Annotated in this window: 12 protein-coding genes; 8 read left to right on the top strand and 4 right to left on the bottom strand. The window is 62.2% G+C overall.

Annotated features, from left to right (window positions below; translation table 11 throughout):
• Positions 1–93: 93 nt before the first annotated feature.
• Both C5J26_RS18905 and rhaI read left to right on the top strand, forming a co-directional pair.
• Complete coding sequence (locus tag C5J26_RS18905; RefSeq protein ID WP_105403151.1) at positions 94–2,190, top strand: bifunctional rhamnulose-1-phosphate aldolase/short-chain dehydrogenase; 2,097 nt, start codon at positions 94–96, stop codon at positions 2,188–2,190.
• Between the two features lie 172 nt (positions 2,191–2,362).
• Positions 2,363–3,655, top strand: coding sequence for an L-rhamnose catabolism isomerase (gene rhaI / locus C5J26_RS18900; RefSeq protein ID WP_105403190.1), 1,293 nt, complete (start codon positions 2,363–2,365; stop codon positions 3,653–3,655).
• Between the two features lie 72 nt (positions 3,656–3,727).
• On the opposite strand, the gene C5J26_RS18895 is transcribed toward rhaI, so the two are convergent.
• The 3 genes from C5J26_RS18895 to C5J26_RS18885 form a co-directional block, all read right to left on the bottom strand.
• Positions 3,728–4,924 (bottom strand): MalY/PatB family protein, encoded by a 1,197-nt coding sequence (locus C5J26_RS18895; RefSeq protein ID WP_245441203.1) that lies wholly within the window; start codon positions 4,922–4,924, stop codon positions 3,728–3,730.
• 189 nt (positions 4,925–5,113) lie between these two features.
• Entirely contained in the window at positions 5,114–5,359 is a 246-nt protein-coding gene (locus C5J26_RS18890) for a DUF982 domain-containing protein (protein ID WP_037085740.1), read from the bottom strand.
• 105 nt (positions 5,360–5,464) lie between these two features.
• Positions 5,465–6,622, bottom strand: a complete 1,158-nt coding sequence (locus C5J26_RS18885; RefSeq protein ID WP_105403150.1) for a fumarylacetoacetate hydrolase family protein — start codon at positions 6,620–6,622, stop codon at positions 5,465–5,467.
• Between the two features lie 370 nt (positions 6,623–6,992).
• Between C5J26_RS18885 and C5J26_RS18880 the strand changes: the two genes are divergently transcribed.
• From C5J26_RS18880 to C5J26_RS18860, 5 genes are all read left to right on the top strand, one after another.
• Positions 6,993–8,519 carry an ABC transporter substrate-binding protein gene (locus tag C5J26_RS18880; protein ID WP_105403149.1) on the top strand — a complete coding sequence of 509 codons (1,527 nt, stop codon included), beginning with the start codon at positions 6,993–6,995 and terminating at the stop codon, positions 8,517–8,519.
• 87 nt (positions 8,520–8,606) lie between these two features.
• Positions 8,607–9,548: an ABC transporter permease gene (locus C5J26_RS18875; protein ID WP_172745918.1), complete on the top strand. Its 942-nt coding sequence runs from the start codon at positions 8,607–8,609 to the stop codon at positions 9,546–9,548.
• Positions 9,548–10,420 carry an ABC transporter permease gene (locus C5J26_RS18870; protein WP_105403148.1) on the top strand — a complete coding sequence of 291 codons (873 nt, stop codon included), beginning with the start codon at positions 9,548–9,550 and terminating at the stop codon, positions 10,418–10,420. Before C5J26_RS18875 ends, C5J26_RS18870 begins: the two co-directional genes overlap by 1 nt.
• A complete protein-coding gene (locus tag C5J26_RS18865) occupies positions 10,421–11,629 on the top strand; it encodes an amidohydrolase/deacetylase family metallohydrolase (protein ID WP_105403147.1) in 1,209 nt (402 codons plus the stop codon).
• Between the two features lie 18 nt (positions 11,630–11,647).
• The gene (locus C5J26_RS18860) at positions 11,648–12,160 is read left to right on the top strand and encodes a RidA family protein (RefSeq protein WP_105403146.1); all 513 of its coding nucleotides are present in this window, start codon (positions 11,648–11,650) and stop codon (positions 12,158–12,160) included.
• Between the two features lie 10 nt (positions 12,161–12,170).
• Here the strand turns inward: C5J26_RS18860 and C5J26_RS18855 are convergent, their stop codons facing one another.
• Positions 12,171–13,010 (bottom strand): IclR family transcriptional regulator, encoded by an 840-nt coding sequence (locus C5J26_RS18855; RefSeq protein WP_371681932.1) that lies wholly within the window; start codon positions 13,008–13,010, stop codon positions 12,171–12,173.
• A gap of 102 nt (positions 13,011–13,112) precedes the next feature.
• Between C5J26_RS18855 and C5J26_RS18850 the strand changes: the two genes are divergently transcribed.
• The gene (locus tag C5J26_RS18850; RefSeq protein ID WP_105403144.1) at positions 13,113–14,309 is read left to right on the top strand and encodes an aminotransferase class V-fold PLP-dependent enzyme; all 1,197 of its coding nucleotides are present in this window, start codon (positions 13,113–13,115) and stop codon (positions 14,307–14,309) included.
• Positions 14,310–14,339 lie beyond the last annotated feature (30 nt).

The following is a 14,339-nucleotide window of genomic DNA, read 5'->3' as shown; positions in this document are numbered from 1 at the left end:
ATTGACAGACGGCGCGACAATGCGCGATACCGGCAACAGGGAGATGGCGGCCGCCTCGTCGCCGTGAGCCGAAACACGTTGGGAGGACAAGCAATGTCGGGCCAAACCCGCCTTCTCGAAAACCGTTGGGACGATGCCCAGGCCGCCAAGCTCGATGAGCCCGGCAAGCTGCTCTATCGCTCCAATCTTCTCGGCGCCGACAAGCGCATCACCAATTACGGCGGTGGCAATACCTCGGCCAAGGTGATGGAAACCGATCCGCTGACCGGCGAAAAAGTGAAGGTCATGTGGGTGAAGGGGTCGGGCGGCGATGTCGGCACGATCAAGCTCGACGGTTTCGCCACCCTCTACATGGACAAGCTGGAAGCGCTGAAGGGGCTCTATAAGGGCGTCGAGGACGAGGACCGGATGGTCGGCTTCCTGCCGCACTGCACCTTCAATCTCAATCCGCGCGCCGCTTCCATCGATACCCCGCTGCATGGTTTCGTGCCGTTCACCCATGTGGACCACATGCACCCGGACGCGATCATCGCGATCGCGGCTTCCAAAAACTCGAGAGAGCTGACGCAACAGGTCTTCGGCGCCGAAATCGGCTGGCTGCCCTGGCGGCGGCCTGGTTTCCAGCTCGGGCTCGATCTCGAAGCGTTCGTCAAGGCGAACCCGAATGCCAAGGGCGTCGTGCTGGAAAGCCACGGCCTGTTCACCTGGGCAAATGATGCCAAGGCCTGCTACGAACTGACGCTCGACATCATCAACAAGGCGATCGAATGGTTCGCCAAAGAGACCGAAGGCAAGACGATCTTCGGTGGTGCCGCGACCAAGAGCCTGCCCGCGCCGGAACGCCGGGCGATCGTCGCGAAACTGATGCCGGAGATCCGCGGTCGGATCGGCAAGGTTGAACGCAAGCTCGGCCATTTCGACGATCAGGACGCGGTGCTGGAGTTCGTCAATTCCAAGGACCTGCAGCCGCTCGGCGCGCTCGGCACCTCCTGCCCGGACCATTTCCTGCGCACGAAAATCCGTCCGCTGATCGTCGATTTCGATCCCGCAAAGCCGGATGTCGATGCGGTAATCGCCGCGCTCGACAAGGCGCTTGAAGATTATCGGGCCGATTACAGCCGCTATTACGAGGCCTGCAAACACAGCAATTCACCCGCCATGCGCGACCCCAACCCGGTGATCTTCCTGGTTCCGGGCGTGGGCCTGCTGTCGTTTGCACGTGACAAGGCGACGGCCCGTATTGCCGGCGAGTTCTACGTCAACGCCATCAACGTGATGCGCGGGGCGTCCACGGTTGCCGAATATCAGGGCCTGCCGGAGCAGGAGGCCTTCGACATCGAATACTGGCTGCTCGAAGAGGCGAAGCTGCAGCGCATGCCGAAGCCGAAAAGCCTTGCCGGGCAGGTGGCCTTCGTCACCGGCGGCGCGGGCGGCATCGGGCGGGCGACGGCCGCCAGGCTGATGGGCGAGGGTGCCTGCGTGGTGCTTGCCGATATCGACGGCGGCGCACTCGACGCGACCAAAGCCGATTTCGAAAAGTCCTTCGGCAAGGACGCGGTGCGCGGTGTCCTGCTCGACGTGACGACCGAGGACGCGGTGATCACTGCGTTTGCCGAGGCCTGCGTCGAATTCGGCGGCGTCGATATCCTCGTCTCGAACGCCGGGATCGCTTCTTCCGCGCCGGTCGAGGAAACCACGCTTGCCATGTGGAGCAAGAATATCGACATCCTGGCGACGGGTTATTTCCTCGTTTCGCGTGAGGCCTTCCGGTTGTTCCGGCGCCAGAAGCTCGGTGGCAATGTCGTCTTTGTCGCTTCCAAGAACGGGCTTGCCTCTTCTCCGAATGCGTCGGCCTATTGCACCGCCAAGGCCGCTGAAATCCATCTCGCCCGCTGCCTGGCGCTCGAAGGCGCCGAGGCCGGCATCCGGGTCAACACGGTCAATCCGGACGCCGTGCTACGCGGATCGAAGATCTGGAACGGCGAATGGCGCGAACAGCGGGCCGCCTCGTCCAAGATCGAGGTGGACGACCTGGAGGAGCACTACCGCAAGCGGTCGCTGCTCAAGCTCAATGTCTTCCCGGAGGATATTGCGGAGGCAATCTATTTCCTCGCCAGCGATGCCTCGGCCAAGTCGACGGGCAATATCATCAACGTGGACGCCGGCAACGCCCAGAGCTTTACGCGGTAAGGCCGAACTTGCCCCTCACCCTAGCCCTCTCCCCGCATGCGGGGAGAGGGGACGTGGCACACGGTACGTTCAAGGGACTTGATGACAGCGCGGCATATCCCTTCTCCCCATTATGATGGGGAGAAGGTGGCGGCAGCCGGATGAGGGGCAGACCCCGAAGGGAGGATTTTCAATGACTGAACTCAAGATCACGACCAATGTGATCGCCGCTGAAAACGACAAACGTACAACAGCGCTCAAATCCGACTACGACGCGCTCGGCGAGAACCTGTCGCGGCGCGGCATCGATATCGAAACGATCACCCGGGATGTCGAAAAGTTCTTCGTCGCTGTACCCTCCTGGGGCGTCGGCACCGGAGGGACGCGTTTCGCCCGTTTTCCGGGTCAAGGCGAGCCGCGCGGCATTTTCGACAAGCTCGATGACTGCGCCGTCATTCACCAGTTGACCCGGGCGACGCCGACGGTCTCGCTGCATATCCCTTGGGACAAGGCGGATCCGAAGGAGTTGTTGGCCAAGGGCGATGCGCTCGGTCTCGGTTTCGATGCGATGAACTCGAATACGTTTTCCGATGCACCGGGGCAGGCGCATTCCTACAAATACGGCTCGCTCAGCCATACGAACGCTGCGACGCGCACCCAGGCGATCGAGCACAATCTCGAATGTATCGAGATCGGCAAGGTGATCGGCTCCAAGGCCCTGACGGTGTGGATCGGCGACGGCTCGAATTTTCCGGGGCAAAGCCATTTCACGCGGGTGTTCGAGCGGTATCTCGCTTCGATGGCGGAAATCTACAAGGCGCTGCCGGAGGACTGGCGGCTGTTTTCCGAGCACAAGATGTACGAACCGGCCTTCTACTCGACGGTGGTGCAGGACTGGGGCACGAATTACCTGATCGCCAATACGCTCGGACCGAAGGCATTCTGCCTCGTCGATCTCGGCCACCATGCGCCGAATACCAATATCGAGATGATCGTCGCCCGCCTCATCCAGTTCGGAAAGCTCGGCGGCTTCCACTTCAACGACTCCAAATATGGCGACGACGACCTCGATGCCGGTGCGATCGAGCCCTACCGCCTCTTCCTCGTCTTCAACGAGCTGGTGGATGCGGAACATCGGGGGATCAAGGGTTTCCGCCCGGCGCATATGATCGACCAGTCGCACAACGTCACCGATCCGATCGAGAGCCTGATTTCCAGCGCCAATGAGATTCGCCGCGCCTATGCCCAGGCATTGCTGGTCGACCGGACAGCGCTTGACGGGTTCCAGCAGGAAAACGATGCACTGATGGCATCCGAGACGCTGAAGCGCGCCTATCGCACCGATGTGGAACCGATCCTTGCCGAAGCCCGCCGCCGCGCAGGCGGAGCGATCGATCCGGTCGCGACCTATCGCGCCAGCGGTTATCGGAAACAGGTCGCCGCGGAACGCCCGGCCTCGACCAGCGGTGGCGGCGGGATCGTCTGATCCAGTCTGTAATGATGCCGGCGGATGAGCTCCGCCGGCGGTCAATTCTCACGATACGATCGAATGAACCGATCAGGTGTTCCGGCCGAGTGCACGCTCCATGCGCGCCAGGCCTTCTTCAAGCAGGGCGCGCGGACATCCGAAATTGACGCGGACGAAGTTGCCGTAGGCCGCGCCGAAGTCCGATCCGGCATTGAAACCGACCTTGCCGTGCTCGAGGAAATAGCTCTGAGCATCCGGTTCCAGACCGACTTCCGTGCAGTCGAGCCAGGCGAGGAACGTGCCTTCCGAGGGGATGAGCTTGATCTTGGGAAACCGGCGCGCGATTTCGGCGGACAGATAATCGCGGTTCGCCTCGATGTAGGTGAGCATCCGGGTCTTCCAGTCGCCGGCCTTCGAAAAGGCCGCCAGTGTCGCTTCAAGCCCGATGATATTGGCGTTGTCGACCATTCCGAGGCGTGCCTGGTTGAACTTTTCGCGGATCGCCTTGTTGCCGATGATCGCGAAGGCGGTCTTGAGGCCGGCGATATTGTAGGTCTTGCTGGCGGCCATCAGGGTGATCGTGCGGTTTGCGGCGTCTTCCGAAAGCGCGGCGATCGGCACGTGGCGGCGGCCGTCGAACAGGAGGTCGCAATGGATCTCGTCGGAGATGATCAGCGTATCATTCTGGCGGCAGAGGTCGGCGATCGTCTTCAGTTCCTCCGCCGTGAATACCTTGCCTGTCGGGTTCTGCGGGTTGCAGAAAAGAAGCGCCTTTGACTTCGCCAGCTCCGCGGCCAGAACGTCGGTGTCCATCACATGGCCTTCGGCGGTCGGCAAAAGCGGCGCTTCGCGGCGGACAAGGTTCCAGTCCGCCGGGGCTTCGAGGATCGGACGATAGACCGGCGGCTGAACCAGCACGCCGTCGCCGGGCTTGAGCATCGCGTGCAGCGCCATGTTGAAACCTGGAACGACGCCCGGAAGGAAGACGATCTCGTCCGGCGAGACCGTCCAGCCGTATTTTTCCTGCATGTCGGCGACGATCCGGGTGCGCAACTCGTCGCGGGCGACGCCATAACCGAGCATCGGATGCTCGAGCCGGTTGCGGATGGCGTCGACGATCTCCGGTGCCGCGGGGAAGTCCATGTCGGCGACCCACATGGGCAGCACGTCGTCCGGATACTTGCTCCACTTCGAGCTGCCGGTGCCCCGGCGTTCGTGCACCGCATCGAAATCGGTCATGCTTTCAAATCCCCTGTTGTCATTCTGCCGGTCGGAGCGATCGGCCATCCTCATCTCGTCGCCGGCCGCGAACCGTGCAAGGCGCGAAATCAGCTCCCGTTGTCCCCAACCGGCCGCGCGCCTGTCAACGCCTTTCTTTGCGTAACCGGCGAGCGCAGGGCCTGGCGCTTGTCCCGGCGAGGGAGCGAGCAGCCTGCTTCGGTCTTTGGGATGACGTGGATCGATCTGGCGGAAGGCTCAGGCGCGGATCAGGATATGCGCTTCCATAGCCGCTTCGACGAAGGCCTTTCTGGCTTCTTCAGGCTTGCGCTTTCCGGCATCCACCGCGGCGCAGACTTCGAGCGCCCGGTCGAGGGCGGTGCCATCCTCCACCGGCCAGTCTTCGATCATCGCCCATGCCGCGGCCTGCGTCGTTTCGATCGCGGTTTCGGCCGGCGGCTCGCCGATCGATATGACGACCGGCTTGTTCCAAGGCGTATTCATTCTGTTCGGCGTCCCGTCTCGTCCATGCCGGTCTCATAGACCGATTTGACTGCCGTGGCGAGGGTCGGCAGTCGGCGATGCGAGAAAGAAGGAGGGCTGCTCTATCTAGAGCAACCCACGGGCAGCGAGGTTCTTCATCAGTGCCGAGATGCCGAAACTCCAGGGAGGGCATTCGGTCGAGAGGCGTACCGTGTTGCGCAGCGTGCCGAGGCCCGGAGACGAAATTTCGACGATGTCGCCGATCTTGTGGGTAAAGCCCTGGTTCGGCACGTCGCGGTCCTCGGTCGGTGCAAACAGCGTGCCGAGAAACAGCATGAAGCCGTCGGGATACTGATGATGTTCGCCGCATGTATGCTTGACGAGATCGAGTGGGTCGCGGCTGATCTGCGACATCGAGCTTTTGCCGTTGAGGACATATCCCTCCGGTCCGGTCACACGCAGGTCGAGTTCGGCATTGCGGACATCGTCCAGTCCGTAACCCTCATCGAAGAGGCGGATGAAAGGCCCGATCGAGCAGGAGGCATTGTTGTCCTTTGCCTTGCCGAGCAGAAGCGCCGAGCGCCCCTCGACGTCGCGCAGGTTGACGTCGTTGCCGAGTGTCGCTCCCTTGATCTTGCCCTGGCTGTTGACCGCCAGCACGATTTCCGGCTCGGGGTTGTTCCATGTCGATACGGGATGGAGGCCGACATCAGCGCCCCAGCCGACCGAGGAAAGCACCGGCGCCTTGGTGAAGACTTCAGCATCAGGGCCGATTCCGACTTCGAGATATTGCGACCACATGCCCTCCCTGATCAGCGCTTCCTTGACGCTTGCGGATTGCGGCGAGCCGGCCTTCAGGTCCTTGAGGCTGCCGCCGATGATCGTGCTGACGGTCTGCCGGATGGCGGCCGCCCTGTCCGGATTGCCGGCGGCCTTCTCCTCGATGACGCGCTCGATCATCGATTGCGCGAACGTCACGCCGCAGGCCTTGACCGCCTGGAGATCGACGGGCGCCAGCAGGTGGGGACGCGACGGATCGGGCTTGCCCGTGCTGTTCCCGGCAATGTCTTCCAACGTGCCGATGATCGGGCCGGCGGTGTTTCGGACAAACTCCGCAGCATCGGCGCGCTCCAGGAGCGCGCTGAGGGTCGGGGCTTCCTTGCTGGTGATATCGACCAGGGCACCGTCACGCAGCGTGACGACGCTCGGGCCCGAAACAGCAGGATTCCAGACGCGGCCGACAAAAAGCCCGTTGGCAAACGTATCGATGAGATTGTCGGTCATGCTGGTGTATCTCCTCCCGTTAGATGTGGCCGAACGGGCCACTCTATCTTGTCTTGTTCTGCCGATTGGCGCGAAGCCGGTTTCCAGCTCGCAGCCAAGGCTGTGTGTTTTCGCTGTCGAAGACGCTTTCGTCCAGCCCCAGGCGACAAATTAGATCGAGATTTTGTGGGGGCGCCGGCGCGTCGCACTGCCGATCGAGGAACTCCCCAGAACCACCTCGGCTGAAACCTCTCGGCGTTGGAGCTGCAAATCCCGTTCTCGGCGGCGGCGGCCGCTCGTCTCTACCTCCCCATTGACAGGGCGTTCGTGTTCTATATTCTGTTATAAAAGCTTATATAACATAATTGTGGAACAAAAACGGGAGACTATCATGAAGCTGAAGCTTGCATTCCTTGTTGCAACCGCGCTCGTCGCCACGCCGTCATTCCTGATGGCGCAGGAGAAGGGCGGCGTCATCAACGTCGCGACCATCGGCGAGCCGCCAACGCTCGATCCGATGACGTCGACGGCCGACCTTGTCGGTATCGTTACGCAGCACATTTTCGAGACGCTCTATACGTTCGACAAGAAGTGGGGCGTCACGCCGCTTCTCGCGGAAAGCCTGCCTGCGGTCAGCGACGACGGCAAAACCTATACGGTCAAGCTGCGCACCGGCATCAAATTCCATGACGGCAGCGACATGACCTCGGAAGATGTCGTCGCCTCGCTCACCCGCTGGACCAAGCTCGCCTCGCGCGGCAAGCAGGCCGCTGGTTTCATCGAGTCCGTCTCCGCCGCCGATCCGGCGACCGTAACGATCAAGCTGAAGCAGCCCTATGCGCCGCTCGTCTCGCTGCTCGCCTTCAACAACTCCGCTGCAATCATCATCCCGGCTGAAAAGCAGGCCGATACGATGACCGACTTTGCCGGTACTGGACCCTATATGCTGAAGGAGCGCAAGGCGGATCAGTATATCCAGCTCGTCCGCTTCAAGGACTACAAGCCGCGTTCAGGCGGGAGCGATGGTTATGGCGGCGCCCGCCACCAGTATCTCGACGAGATCCGTTTCGTGCCGGTTCCGGACCCGAACACCCGCGTGGAAGCTGCCGTTTCCGGGCAATACGATTATATCGATTCCCTGCCGGTCGAATCCTTCGACAAGCTGAAAGCCTCGAAGGCCACCCAGCCGCTGCTCCTGAAGCCGTTCGGCTATCCGGTCTTCGTCTTCAATACCGCGGAAGGTGCCGCCAAGAGCCTTGGCGTCCGAAAGGCGATCCGCCAGGCGCTCAGCATGGAAGACATGCTGGCCGCCGCTTTCGGCAGCAAGGATTTCTACGCCCTCAACGGCAACATCTACCCGGCCTCCTTCAGCTGGAGCACGGATGCCGGCGTGAAAGGCAACTATAACGCCGCCGATCCGGAAGGTGCTGCCGCTGCCGCGAAGGCCGCGGGCTATGACGGCAAGCCGATCCGCATCCTGACCAGCCGCCAATACGAGTTTCACTACAAGATGGCGCAGGTCGCCGCCGAGTATCTGAAGCTTGCCGGCTTTGCCGTCGACATGCAGGTAGTCGACTGGGCAACGCTTACTCAGCGCCGCACCGACAAGGCGCTCTGGGACATCTACATCACCCACAGCCCGTTCCTGCCGGAGCCGGCACTGATCGGTTCTCTGGCGCCGAGCTCGCCGGGCTGGTGGGATACGCCTGCCAGAAAAGCGGCCGTTGATGCCTTCTCGGCAGAGTCGGATCCGAAGAAGCGTGTCGAGCTCTGGGCCAATGTCCAGAAGGCCCTGTATGACGAGGCGCCTTTCATGAAGATCGGCGATTTCAACGCGGTTTCCGCGATTTCGACCAAGCTTCAGGGCGTCGATCCGGCTCCGTGGCCCTATTTCTGGAATGCATCGATCAAGAAGTAATAATCCTCCCAGGGATCGGATGCCGGTTTACGGACCGGCATCCGTCTTCGATGATGTCCGAAATGCCGGACACAGGAACACCTTCGTATGATACGCTATATCCTTCAACGCCTTGCCGGCATGATCGTGGTGATGTTCCTCGTCGTCACGATCGTCTTCGTGATCGTTCGGGTGACGCCCGGTGATCCGGCCGCGGTCATGCTCGGACCGGATGCCACGGCCGAGGACGTCGCCGAATTGCGCACGCGTCTCGGCCTCGATCAGTCGATCGCAGTTCAATATGTCTTCTATATCGGCCAGCTTCTGAGGGGCGACCTCGGCCAGTCGATATTTCTCAACATGCCGGTGACGTCAGCGCTTCTCGACCGCGCCGAACCCACATTTTTCCTGACGATCTTCTCGTTGGCGATTGCCAGCGTCATCGCGCTGCCGATCGGCATTTATGCCGCCTATCGGCGCGGGTCCTTCGTCGACCAGGCCGCGACGACGGCCGCAATGCTGGCTGCCAGCATTCCAAGCTTCTGGCTCGGCCTCATCCTGATGCAGTTCTTCGCGGTGCGGATGAACTTCTTCCCGGTTTCCGGCTATGGCGGGCCGGGCGCCAGCTTTGCCGAGCGAATGTATCACCTGACATTGCCGGCCTTCGCGCTCGGCCTCGTCTCCTCGGCGCTGATCCTGCGGTTTACCCGCGCCTCGATGCTCGACGTACTCGGCGACGATTATATCCGCACCGCCCGCGCGAAGGGGCTGATCGAGCGGCGGGTCGTGCTGAAACATGCGCTGAAGAACGCGCTGATCCCGATCCTCACCGTGCTTGGTCTTACCGCCGCCGTGCTGATTTCCGGCGCCGTCGTCACCGAAACCGTGTTCGGCCTGCCGGGCGTCGGCAATCTGGTGGTCTCGGCGGTGCTGCGGCGCGACTATCCCGTCATCCAGGGCGCACTGCTCGTCATCGCCGCCCTCTATGTCCTGATCAATTTCGCGATCGACATGCTCTATCTGCTGGTCGATCCAAGGGTGCGCTACTGATGGCGGAGATTGTCACCACCAAACCAGCCGCGAGCGAAGGAGCCAAGTTCTTTCGCCGTTTCCTGAAACGCAAGACGGTCGCGCTCGGACTGATCGTCATCGTGGTCTTCGTCCTGCTTGCGGTTTTCGCGCCGTGGATCGCCCCCTATTCGCCGTCGAAACTGTCGATCGTCAACCGGCTGAAGCCGCCGAGCGAGATCTACTGGTTCGGCACCGACGAGTTCGGCCGCGACATCTTCTCGCGCACCATTTTTGCGGGGCGGCTGTCGCTGCTGGTCGGGGCTGCCGTGGTCAGCCTTTCGGCGATCATCGGCGTGACGCTCGGGCTGCTGGCCGGCTTTTTCCAGAAGCTCGATACGCCGATCGCCCGGCTGATCGATGCTATGATGGCCTTTCCGGACATCCTGCTCGCCATCGCGCTGGTCGCAGCGCTCGGGCCATCGCTGGTGACGGTGATCATCGCGCTGTCGATCGTCTATTCGCCAAGGCTCGCCCGCATCGTTCGAGCGTCGACACTGGTGATCCGCGAACTGCCTTACGTGGAGGCGGCGAAGGCGCTGGGCATCTCGACCTTCCACATCATGACGCGGCACGTACTGCGTAACCTCATATCGCCGATCCTGGTGCAGGGCACATTCCTGTTCGCCAGCGCCATGCTCGCCGAAGCCGGACTTTCCTTCCTCGGCCTCGGCGTCAGCCCTGAAATACCGACCTGGGGAACCATGATCTCAGCCGGCCGCCAATATGTCGGCCAGGCCGACTGGATGACCTATTTCCCGGGCTTTGCCATCATTCTTTCCGTCCTGTCGCTGCAGATGGTCGGCGACGGATTGCGGGACATGCTCGATCCAAGACTTCGAAAGGACCTCTAAATGACCGGTGAAAAAGCGGGCCAGCCGCTCCTCCTCACCAACGTGAAGCCGATGGCTTTCGGCGGCAACGCGGCCTCCGGCACGACCGATATCCTGGTCGGCGCCGACGGGCGGATTTCCGCTATCGGCTCGTCGCTCGCAGCACCCGCCGAGGCGATCCGTGTCGACGGCAAGGGCGCCTTCATCTCGCCCGGCTGGATCGACCTGCATGTGCATATCTGGCATGGCGGCACCGATATCTCGATCCGCCCGTCGGAATGCGGCGCCGAGCGCGGCGTCACCACGCTGGTCGATGCCGGTTCTGCGGGCGAGGCCAATTTTCATGGTTTTCGCGAGTACATCATCGAGCCGTCCAGGGAGCGCATCAAGGCGTTCCTGAACCTCGGTTCGATCGGCCTCGTCGCTTGCAATCGCGTCGCCGAACTGCGCGACATCCGCGATATCGATCTCGACCGCATCCTCGAATGTTATGCGGAGAACAAGGAACATATCGTCGGCATCAAGGTGCGGGCGAGCCATGTGATCACCGGTTCCTGGGGCGCCACGCCGGTCAAGCTCGGCAAGAAGATCGCCAAGATCCTCAAGGTGCCGATGATGGTGCATGTCGGCGAACCGCCGGCGCTCTATGACGAGGTGCTTGAAATCCTCGGCCCCGGCGACGTCGTCACCCATTGCTTCAACGGCAAGGCCGGTTCGAGCATCATGGAAGACGAGGACCTCTACAATCTCGCCGAACGCTGCGCCGGCGAGGGGATCCGCCTCGACATCGGCCATGGCGGCGCGTCTTTCTCGTTCAAGGTGGCGGAAGCGGCGATTGCGCGCGGACTGCTGCCCTATTCGATCTCGACCGACCTGCACGGCCATTCGATGAACTTCCCGGTCTGGGACCTGGCGACCACCATGTCCAAGCTTCTGTCGGTCGGCATGCCGTTCGACAAGGTTGTCGAAGCGGTCACCCATCACCCGGCTTCGGTCATCAAGCTTTCCATGGAAAACCGGCTGTCGGTCGGTGAACGGGCCGATTTCACGATCTTCGATCTCATCGATGCCGATCTCGAGGCGACCGATTCCAACGGTGACGTTTCGCGTCTCCAGAAACTGTTCGAGCCGCGTTACGCGGTCATCGGTTCGGAAGCCATCACCGCCAGCCGCTACATCCCACGGGCCCGCAAGCTCGTCCGCCACAGCCACGGTTACTCGTGGCGCTGAGGCGTGTCGTTAAATCGCATGACAGGAGTTGACGTGAACACGTCTTCAGCAAAGGCCGCTCCAGCGGCGCAGACACCTTACGATCGGCTGAGCGCGCTCGGCATCAAGCTGCCGCCGCCGCCGCCGCCGATCGCCAATTTCGTCACGCATGTCCGTGAAGGCAACATGCTCTACCTCTCCGGCCAAGGGCCGCGCGAGGCGGATGGCCATCTGCATTCCGGCAAGGTGGGCGCCGATGTCAGCGTCGACCTCGCCTATCAGCATGCGCGGCTGGTGGGCATCAATTTGCTTGCGGTCATGCACGAGGCGCTCGGCGACCTTTCGCGGGTGAAGCGGGTGGTGAAGCTGCTCGGCATGGTCAATGCCGTGCCGGACTTCGAGGATCATCCGAGCGTCATCAATGGCTGCTCGGACCTGTTCATCTCGGTGTTCGGGGATGCGGGCCAGCATGCCCGTTCGGCCGTCGGTTTCGGTTCTCTGCCGGGCAATATTACCGTGGAAATCGAGGCGATCGTCTCGCTGAACGACTGAGGAGACAAGGTCAGTGGTTGCGCCAACCCATCAGCTTCTCGATCCGCTGGGCGGAAGCGCGGACATGTTCCGTATAGTGGTTCTCGTCGGACACGACTTTCTGTTCCGGCAGCACGATGGAAATGGTCGCGACGCACTCGCCGCTCCGGTCGCAGATCGGCGAAGCGATGCAGGCAACCGCATAATCGGACTCCGCCACCTGGATCGACAGCCGCTGCTCGAAGGCCTTGCCGGCCGAATCGGACAGCGTGCGCGCGTCGATCTCGGCGCGGCCGGTCGGCGAGGTACGGGCGCAGCGCTTGAAAAGCTCGATCCGCTCGGCCTCGGCCAAGTGCCCGACGAGAAGCCGGCCGGATGCCGTCCAGTTAAGCGGCACACGGGTGCCGACGCGCGAAGCGACCTGGTAATGGCTCGGGCCGTCCGCCATGGCGAGCACCAGCATGTAGTCACCGTCGCGGCCGCAGACCTGCACGGTTTCGCCCGCCTGCCGGCAGAGGTCGTGCATCTCGTGGGTCGCGACGCTCATGAAATCCAGCGACCGGGCATAAGCGAGGCCGTAATGGTAAAGCCGGGCGCCAAGCCAGATCGAGCCGTCGGCATTGCGGGCAAGCATGTTCTTCTCAACCAGATCGTCAATGATCACATAGACGGTCGACAGCGGCGCCTTGACCGCCTTGGCGATCGCATAGGCGCCGGTCGGCGCACCCGTTTCGTAAAGATAATCGATCACCTGCAGCGCGCGATCGATACCGCTCACGCGCGAGCGGCGCGCGCCCTTGGCTTCCGTCTCCGTTTCGGAAACGGCGTCAACAGAGAGGTCTGCGGATGAAGTCTTCGCGTCCAACTGGATGTTCCCCGTGGGGCTTCTCGTGTGATTTCGAGAGGCTATTACATTACTATGGCATAACTGTCGATGGCAATTCGCAGTTGGCTGTCAATTTGGAGAACGACAATGTCCGATGATATCCGCACCCAGATCGGCCTTCGCCCGGTCATCAATGTTTCCGGCACGATGACGAGCCTCGGGGCTTCGATCGTGGTTCCGGAGGCGATCGCGGCGATGGCGGCGATCCTGCCGCAATTCGTCGAGATCAACGATCTGCAGCGCAAGGCGAGTGCGATCATCTCCCGGTTGACCGGCGGCGAGGCGGGCTTCGTGACGGCCTCCTGCTCCTCCGGCATCAGCCTCGCAGTCGCGGGCGCGCTCACCGGCAACAACCTGCTGGCAATCGAGAAACTGCCCGATACGGCGCCCGACAAGAACGAAGTGCTCGTGCAGATGGGCCATGTGGTGAGCTATGGCGCGCCGGTGGACCAGGCGATCCGGCTCGCTGGCGGCAAGGTCGTGCTGATCGGCCAGGCGACCTCGACGCACCGCTATCACATGGAGAATGCGATCACCGAGAAGACGGCCGCGGCCGTCTACGTCGTCTCGCATCACGTCGTCGACTACGGCTTGCTCAACCTCGTCGAGTTCGTCGAGATCGCCCATGCCAAGGGCGTGCCGGTCATCGTCGACGCGGCCTCCGAATACGACCTCAAGCTCTTCCTTTCGCAGGGCGCGGATATCGTGCTCTATTCCGGCCACAAGTTCCTCGGTGGCCCGACTTCGGGCATCGTTGCCGGCAAAAAGGAGCTGGTGCGCAGTGCCTTCCTGCAGAACATGGGCATCGGCCGCGGCATGAAGGTCGGCAAGGAGAGCGTGTTCGGCGTTATGGCCGCGCTGGAAGCCTGGGAGAAGCGTGACCATGCGGGCATCCGCGAACGCGAAACCGGCTATCTCAATCTGTGGAAACGGTCGCTCGACGGCCGCCCAGGCGTCACCGCCCTGATCGAGCCGGACCCGACCAACAATCCGCTCGACCGCATGCGGGTGATCATCTCGGCACCGGAAGCGCATATCACCGCCTGGGATCTGGCGGCAGCGCTCGGCCGTGGTAACCCGCCGGTCATCGTCCGCGATCATGAGGTGGAGCATCATTATTTCTATCTCGACCCCTGCAACCTGCACCCCGGACAGGAAACCATCGTCGCGGCCCGCCTGACGGAAGAGCTCGACAAGGCGCGGGCCTCCAACGAGATCATCGCGACCCCGATCGAAGAGCGCAGCCGCCACCGGTTCGACGGCGCGCTTCGCTGGCCGGACTGAACTGACAACAACGACAGGAAGGGAACGATC

Source organism: Neorhizobium sp. T7_12 (assembly GCF_002968535.1).
GTDB lineage: Bacteria > Pseudomonadota > Alphaproteobacteria > Rhizobiales > Rhizobiaceae > Neorhizobium > Neorhizobium tomejilense.
This window is presented reverse-complemented; position numbering and strand designations above follow the sequence as displayed.

What these genes read in the sequence shown, in the direction of transcription:
- C5J26_RS18850 (WP_105403144.1), top strand. Translation starts at nt 13,113, where the DNA reads ATGTCCGATGATATCCGCACCCAGATCGGCCTTCGCCCGGTCATCAAT.
- rhaI (WP_105403190.1), top strand. Translation starts at nt 2,363, where the DNA reads ATGACTGAACTCAAGATCACGACCAATGTGATCGCCGCTGAAAACGAC.
- C5J26_RS18880 (WP_105403149.1), top strand. Translation starts at nt 6,993, where the DNA reads ATGAAGCTGAAGCTTGCATTCCTTGTTGCAACCGCGCTCGTCGCCACG.
- C5J26_RS18865 (WP_105403147.1), top strand. Translation starts at nt 10,421, where the DNA reads ATGACCGGTGAAAAAGCGGGCCAGCCGCTCCTCCTCACCAACGTGAAG.
- C5J26_RS18875 (WP_172745918.1), top strand. Translation starts at nt 8,607, where the DNA reads ATGATACGCTATATCCTTCAACGCCTTGCCGGCATGATCGTGGTGATG.
- C5J26_RS18885 (WP_105403150.1), bottom strand. Translation starts at nt 6,622, where the DNA reads ATGACCGACAATCTCATCGATACGTTTGCCAACGGGCTTTTTGTCGGC.
- C5J26_RS18860 (WP_105403146.1), top strand. Translation starts at nt 11,648, where the DNA reads ATGACAGGAGTTGACGTGAACACGTCTTCAGCAAAGGCCGCTCCAGCG.
- C5J26_RS18890 (WP_037085740.1), bottom strand. Translation starts at nt 5,359, where the DNA reads ATGAATACGCCTTGGAACAAGCCGGTCGTCATATCGATCGGCGAGCCG.
- C5J26_RS18895 (WP_245441203.1), bottom strand. Translation starts at nt 4,924, where the DNA reads ATGGCCGATCGCTCCGACCGGCAGAATGACAACAGGGGATTTGAAAGC.
- C5J26_RS18870 (WP_105403148.1), top strand. Translation starts at nt 9,548, where the DNA reads ATGGCGGAGATTGTCACCACCAAACCAGCCGCGAGCGAAGGAGCCAAG.
- C5J26_RS18905 (WP_105403151.1), top strand. Translation starts at nt 94, where the DNA reads ATGTCGGGCCAAACCCGCCTTCTCGAAAACCGTTGGGACGATGCCCAG.